The organism is Terrisporobacter muris (genome assembly GCF_024621905.1).
GTDB lineage: Bacteria > Bacillota > Clostridia > Peptostreptococcales > Peptostreptococcaceae > Terrisporobacter > Terrisporobacter muris.
Window position 1 is genome coordinate 1 of record NZ_JANKBY010000187.1, and the last position, 6,925, is coordinate 6,925.

Annotated in this window: 6 protein-coding genes; 3 read left to right on the plus strand and 3 right to left on the minus strand. The window is 29.3% G+C overall.

Features of this window, described 5'->3' with window-relative positions; genetic code table 11:
- From NSA58_RS13170 to NSA58_RS13180, 3 genes are all read left to right on the plus strand, one after another.
- Window positions 1-1,374, plus strand: a 1,374-nt coding sequence (locus NSA58_RS13170) for a protein kinase domain-containing protein (RefSeq protein ID WP_079764758.1), incomplete at its 5' end; no start/stop codon positions are given.
- A gap of 154 nt (window positions 1,375-1,528) precedes the next feature.
- On the plus strand, window positions 1,529-2,026 hold the full coding sequence (locus NSA58_RS13175) for a GNAT family N-acetyltransferase (RefSeq protein ID WP_074429542.1): 498 nt from the start codon (window positions 1,529-1,531) through the stop codon (window positions 2,024-2,026).
- A 53-nt stretch (window positions 2,027-2,079) separates the two neighbouring features.
- Complete coding sequence (locus NSA58_RS13180; RefSeq protein ID WP_039680824.1) at window positions 2,080-2,958, plus strand: DUF362 domain-containing protein; 879 nt, start codon at window positions 2,080-2,082, stop codon at window positions 2,956-2,958.
- Between the two features lie 112 nt (window positions 2,959-3,070).
- Here NSA58_RS13180 and NSA58_RS13185 read toward each other — a convergent pair whose 3' ends face one another.
- The 3 genes from NSA58_RS13185 to NSA58_RS13195 all read right to left on the minus strand — a co-directional run bounded on the left by NSA58_RS13185 (window position 3,071) and on the right by NSA58_RS13195 (window position 6,908).
- Entirely contained in the window at window positions 3,071-4,804 is a 1,734-nt protein-coding gene (locus NSA58_RS13185) for a carbon starvation CstA family protein (protein WP_074079372.1), read from the minus strand.
- A gap of 87 nt (window positions 4,805-4,891) precedes the next feature.
- The gene (locus NSA58_RS13190; RefSeq protein ID WP_074079373.1) at window positions 4,892-5,443 is read right to left on the minus strand and encodes a hypothetical protein; all 552 of its coding nucleotides are present in this window, start codon (window positions 5,441-5,443) and stop codon (window positions 4,892-4,894) included.
- 136 nt (window positions 5,444-5,579) lie between these two features.
- A complete protein-coding gene (locus tag NSA58_RS13195) occupies window positions 5,580-6,908 on the minus strand; it encodes a hemolysin family protein (protein ID WP_039679177.1) in 1,329 nt (442 codons plus the stop codon).
- Window positions 6,909-6,925: the final 17 nt, after the last annotated feature.

A 6,925-nucleotide genomic window follows, 5' to 3' on the forward strand; every position in this document is an offset into this window, starting at 1 on the left:
ATGCTTGTGAAAAATTTTAATAATAAATACACGATTAGAGATTTTATTGATAAAAATAAATGGTCTAATGTTTATATGGCAATAAATAAAGAAACTAATGAACAAATAGTTATAAATATACTTATAAATGTAGAAGGTAATGAAGAAAACTTAGAAAATTTTAAGAGGGAAGTAAACTTATTAGAAGATATTAACAATCCAAATGTAATATGTATAAATGAAATATCAACTTATATGAATAAAGACAAGGTTTATTACTATATAGAAAGTGAAAACTTTGAAGGCTTAACTTTAGATGAACTTATGAGAATTAATAAACTTAATGAAGATCAATGTTTACAAATTATAAGAGAAGTTATAAATGGTGTTAAGGCATTTAATAATCAAAAAATAAACTTTAAAAACTTGACTGTAGAAAATATTATTATTAATGGTGAAGGCGTAGTGAAAATTGATACTTTATCATTTATTAATAATCACAAAGGTCATATAAATTGTGAGATTTATAATCCTAAAAAATTTGATACTCATGAGGATGTGTATGCTATAGGAAGTATTTTGTGTGAAATGATTACTGGAGAAAAATTATTTAATAAAGAAGAACACAAAGATCTAGATAAAAATATAGTTGAAATATTAGAAAAATCTACAAATAAAAAGCATATTTCAAGATACAAATATAAAGACTTAAGTGAGTTTTTAGATGATGTTAATTTATATTTGGATGGAGGAGAAATAAGTGAGAAAAGTGCAATAAATTTTGAAAAGATTCATAAATTAAATCCTAGTCCTAAAGTAAAAAAATATATGGCTATAGGTTGTTGTGGAGTAGTATTACTTTGTTCAACAGCTTTTGGAGCACAATATCTAATAAATAAAAACAATAACAATATGGAAACTACAAATACAAGTGAAGATATTGATAAAACTGAAGAATCACCTGAGACGAATAAGATAGAAGCAATAACTCCTACTGAAGAAAATCTTATTACTCCACAAAATTCATCAGAAAATGATAAAGAAGAAACTACTGATAATAATAAAAATGATGAAAACAATAATAATGAGAATATGAATGATCAAAATAATAATCATGACAATAATCATGAGGATAATGATAAAGACAATAATACAGATAAAGAAAATCCAGATAAAGACGATCCAGACAAGGATGATAATAAGGACGAGAATGAAGATGGCAACAAGGATGAACCAGAACAAAATCCAGATGATAATGATGATAAAGAAAATCCAGATGAAGAAAATCCAGATAATGATAATTCTAATGAAGAAAAACCTGACCAAAATCCAAATGAAGACCAAAACGGAGATAAGAACAATGAAAATACAACACAAGATAGCGAAAATAAATAAAATAATAATTTATATAAGCTAGCAAAGTAACTGTTCTTTGCTGGCTTTATTGTTAAGCAAAGCAATTTTTTATTATGGAAATGTTGAAAAAATAAACTTATGATATAATTATATTACATAAATATGATAACTAAAAAATTATAAAGGAGAGCTTATGCAAACTAGATTAGCACGTAAAGAAGATTTAGAAGAAATAATAAAAATAGAAAGTATTTGTTTTCCATCAGAAGAAGCAGCTAGTGAAGAAGTTATGAAAAAAAGGTTTGAAGCTTTTTCAGAAAACTTTTTAGTGGCAGTGGAAGATGAGAAGGTAGTTGGTTTTATAAATGGATGCACTACAGAGAAAGCTTCACTTCCTGACAAGCTATACCATGATGTAAAACTACACAATCCAAAGGGAAAATATCAAACAGTATTTGGATTAGATGTTTTGCCCCAGTACAGAAACAAGGGTACAGCAGCTATATTATTAGAAGACTTTATATCTCTTGCTAAAGAACGTGGTAAAAATGGTATGGTTCTTACTTGTAAAGATTATTTAGTGCATTATTATGAAAAATTCGGATTTGTAAATGAAGGTGTATCAGCTTCAGTTCATGGAGGGGCCAAGTGGAATGATATGATATTATTATTTGAAAAATCCTTGACTTAGAGTTAACTCCAAGGATTATACTTATGACAAAGTATAAAAAGGAGATAATTATTATGGAAAAATCTAAAGTATATTTTATTAAAGAAATAACACCAGAGAGTTTGATTAAAATTTATGATGCTATGGGAGTAAACTTAAAAGGGAAGATAGCAGTTAAAATTTCCACAGGAGAACCAGGCGGACATAATTTTTTAGATCCTAATCTTATAAAAAATCTCGTTAAAAAGTTAAATGGAACTATTGTTGAATGCAATACAGCATATCCTGGTGGAAGAAATACAAATGAAGTTCATTGGAAAACTATAGAGGAGCATGGTTTTAAAGCCATAGCACCTTGTGATATTTTGGATGAAAAGAATGAAATGTCAATTCCAGTAGTAGGTGGAATTCAACTAAAAGAAAATATTATAGGTGAAAATTTAAAAAATTACGACTCTATGTTAATGCTTTCTCACTTCAAAGGTCATCAAATGGGAGGACTTGGAGGCGCACTTAAAAATATGTCCATAGGAATAGCATCTTCTAGAGGCAAAATACTTATTCATACATCAGGAAAAAGTGAAGTATTTGAAGACGTATTCAAATCAGACCATGATTCTTTCTTAGAATCAATGGCAGATGCAGATAAATCAGTAATGGACTTTATGGGAAGAGAAAATATTGTATATATAAATATAGCAAATAAATTATCTGTAGACTGTGACTGCAATGCTAATCCTGAAGAACCAAAGATGGCTGATATAGGAATTATGGCATCTACTGATCCTGTAGCTTTGGACCAAGCTTGTGTAGATGCAGTTTATAACTCACCAGATGAAGGTAAGTCTCACATGATTGAAAGAATTGAATCTAGAAATGGAATTCATACTATAGAAGCAGCAGATAAGCTAGGACTTGGTTTAAGAGATTATGAAATGATTGAGATTTATTAATATAAAACTTAAAAGTTAGTATAATTAAAGGTATGTTTGATTTTAAAACATATCTTTTTTATTTTAAACTTATTAACTTTAAAAGTATAGTGTAGAAAGTATTAATAACATATTAACTAGTTTGTTTTACTTTGTTAAACTGTTTTTTAATAGTGCTTATACCTTCAATCATAAGAATAACGGCAAGAGCTATTAAAAGTATAGCAAGTATTGCTCGTATATAGCACCATCCAAGACCTGCACTACCAGCAGTAATAGCAATAACATTGCTTTTTATTGTTAATGCTAAAGAAACAACAGTTGCGACTAACATAAATACCATTGGGAAGAATAACATTTTATTATTTTTACCCATATTACCAAGCCATGCAGCAACAGCAAGTAAACCAAGAGCTGCAAGTAATTGGTTCGCTGCTCCAAATAATGCCCATATATTTGCATATCCAGTAAGACCTAAAGAAATACCAAGAACAACAGTAATTAAAGTTGCTATATATGGATTAGTTATAGTTTTTTTGAATCCACTAACATCAGCTCTTGTTTCACCAGGAGCCAACCAGAATTCTTGGAACATATATCTTGCAAGACGAGTAGCGGTGTCTAATGAAGTTAAACAGAAAACTGAAACTGTTAAAACTAATAACGAATAAGCTATATTGTATACATTTGTTAGACCAGGTATCTGACTTAACATTCCAGCTATTCCTGATGCGAAAACTACAGTAGGTGTTACAGTTGTTCCTGCCGCATAATCTTTCCATATATATCCAACTGCACATACAGCTATAACAGCTAATGCACATTCTACTAACATTGAACCATAAGCTATTGGTCTAGCGTCTTTTTCACTGTTTAATTGTTTTGCTGTTGTACCAGAAGCAACTAAAGAGTGAAAACCTGATATAGCACCACATGCTATAGTAACAAATAATGCAGGGAACAAATATCCAAGAGATGTTCCAGTTGGAGCTATAGTATCAACAAAACCAGTAAATGCTGGTATATCTAATGTTGGATGAGAGCCAATTATACCAACTATAGCAAGTGCCATCATACCATATAGTAAGAATGAACTTAGATAATCACGAGGTTGAAGCAATATCCAAACAGGAGTTACAGATGCAACTAAGATATAAGCACCAACAATAACCATCCAAGTTGTAGAAGTTAAGTATAGTGGATGCCAATTAAGACCTATAGCTATACAAGCTACTATGGCAATTACACCTATTACAGTTGAAACAACTAGTGAAGCATTACGTCTGTAAACAAAGAAACCAAAAGCAATGGCAATTAATATAAATAATATTGATATCATTGCTGTTGAAGCATTTGCAGCACTAGCAGCAATATCAACTGCACCAGTTTCTGTAAATGTTGCTTTGAAAGTATCTGCAACTATAGATGCAAAAGCAGCTACAACTAAAAGTAGTGTTAAATATGAGAAAATAATAAATAATTTCTTAGCACGAGCACCAATATTTTGCCCTATGACCTCTCCTATAGACTGACCTTTATGACGTATAGATGCAAATAATGCACCGAAGTCATGTGTTGCACCAAAGAATATACCACCTATTAAAACCCAAAGTAAAACTGGAACCCAACCAAATACAGCTGCTTGTATTGGACCATTAATAGGACCAGCACCAGCTATTGATGAGAAATGGTGGCCTAGAAGTACAGGAGCTTTTGCAGGTACATAATCTAACCCGTCTTCTAATTCGTGTGAAGGAGTGACTTTTTTTTCATCAATCCCCCATTGATCAGCTAGCCACTTACCATAAGTAACATAGCCGACTAATAATACAGCAATACTTATTAATAATAAAGTTACTGCGCTCATAAGTTTACCCCCTTTTATAAAAGCTTAATAAATTATTTAGTTATATATAAAATTATAACTAGCAGTTTAAAGGCTAAGTTAAATAACTTAGTTATATTGTTTCTTTAATTTTTTAAAACGGGAATTCTTTTTATAAAATAATTCCTCTAAAAAATCAGAAGTAACTTTACCACTTTTATTTGAATATATTTTATTTTCAGTAGTATTTATACAAGCTATGTGAAAATCCATCCAACCATGAAAAGAGAATTTAAAGTTTTTACTTATTTTACATTTTTTTATTAAATTTTCTGTTTCTTTATCACATGTATCATATACGAAAATAGTAGTTATATAAGAATACATATGACCAGGTTTTGGATTTATGACCTTCATTCCCTCATCATAAGCATAATCTCTACATTGTACAAACATATTTTTTGTAAGTGTATCAGTTTTAAAAATATAGACGTATTCGTTGGCATCGCTAGACCAAAGCTGAGCTTTTTTTGAAAGAACGTATTTTTCATTGTGAACGTGAAATTCACAAGTTGCCACAAGTGGAAGTGATTTATTTTCGCACTTTTCCACATCGTAATAAACTTCATAACTTTTCAAAATTTTATCTATTATATTATCTTTATCAGAACAAAGTAGCATTTTTACATCCCCCTAATATAAATTTAAAATGTTAAAATAATAGTAATGCAAATTGCATCAAAAAACAATTAGAATACCCTGATAACAAAAAAGAGGACCGTAGAATGGTCCTTTGAGTATATTAAACTAATATTTTTTAACTTGCACTTTCTTTAGCAAAGTTTATTTTAAGCTTTTCTATTCTATTATCATCTACTTCAATTACTTGAAGTTCATAATTCTCAATATTTATTATTATATTTTCTTCATTTCTAGGAATTTTATCTATTCTAGAAATTATATAACCATTTATAGTGTCACAATCATCACACTGTAGATCTGTATTAAAAGTATTATTAAAATCTAAAAGGGACATATTGCCTTTAATTTCGAAGCTTCCATGGCCTAGATTTTTAACTTTATCATTATCTATGTCATACTCATCTTCAATGTCACCAACTATTTCTTCGATTATATCTTCCATAGTGACTATACCAGAGAAACCACCATATTCATCTATTAAGATAGCCATATGGTTCTTGCTTTGTTTTAATAATATAAACAACTCATCGATTTTCTTAGTTTCTGGTACAAAGGAAGGAGAGTGTAATAAACTTTTTAAATCAAGATTATCAAAATTACAGTTAACTAAATGAGATATTAAATCCTTAATATAAAGTATACCTATTATATTATCAACAGAATCTTTGTATACAGGTATTCTTGAATATTTACAACTAAGTATAGTATTAAGTTTTGTCTTAATATCATCATCTATATCAATTAAAATTGTATCTGTTCTAGATGTCATAATTTCCTTAGAGATTTTGTCAGAAAAATCAAAGACTTTATCAATCATCTCTTTTTCCATAAAGTTAATTGTTCCGTTTTTTTCCGATTGAGTAATTAATAGTTTTATTTCTTCTGTAGTTATATTATTTTCGTCTTCTACATCATCATTATGAGTTAGTTTTAATATGACTTTTGTGGATAATGATAATATTTTTATAAAAGGTTTAGATATTTTGGAGATGAAATAAACTGGTGCTACTGATGCTAAAGCGATTGTTTCGCATTTTTTTAAAGCAATTCTTTTAGGTACCAGCTCTCCAAATACTAAAGTTAAAAATGAAAGTACTAGAGTAATTAATATCATGGAAATTTCTTGTGCATAAGGAATGTTATAAGGTGATAAAACATTAAACAATCTAACTGACAAGGTTGTTGCAGCAGATGCACTGGAGAAAAATCCAGCCAAAGTAATCCCTATTTGTATAGTTGATAAGAAATTACTTGGATCTTCTAGTAATTTGTTTAAAAGTATTGCATTTTTATTTTTCTCTTCGCATAGAGAATTAATTTTGTGCTTGTTTACTGATACAAAGGCCATTTCCGCAGCTGCGAAAAATCCATTAATCAGTGTAAGAATTAGTATTACAAATAATTGAGGAATAATACTCCTCGAGAGGTCATCGAGACTACTCATTACCAAACTCCTAGATC

What these genes read in the sequence shown, in the direction of transcription:
- NSA58_RS13195 (WP_039679177.1), bottom strand. Translation starts at nt 6,908, where the DNA reads ATGAGTAGTCTCGATGACCTCTCGAGGAGTATTATTCCTCAATTATTT.
- NSA58_RS13175 (WP_074429542.1), top strand. Translation starts at nt 1,529, where the DNA reads ATGCAAACTAGATTAGCACGTAAAGAAGATTTAGAAGAAATAATAAAA.
- NSA58_RS13190 (WP_074079373.1), bottom strand. Translation starts at nt 5,443, where the DNA reads ATGCTACTTTGTTCTGATAAAGATAATATAATAGATAAAATTTTGAAA.
- NSA58_RS13185 (WP_074079372.1), bottom strand. Translation starts at nt 4,804, where the DNA reads ATGAGCGCAGTAACTTTATTATTAATAAGTATTGCTGTATTATTAGTC.
- NSA58_RS13180 (WP_039680824.1), top strand. Translation starts at nt 2,080, where the DNA reads ATGGAAAAATCTAAAGTATATTTTATTAAAGAAATAACACCAGAGAGT.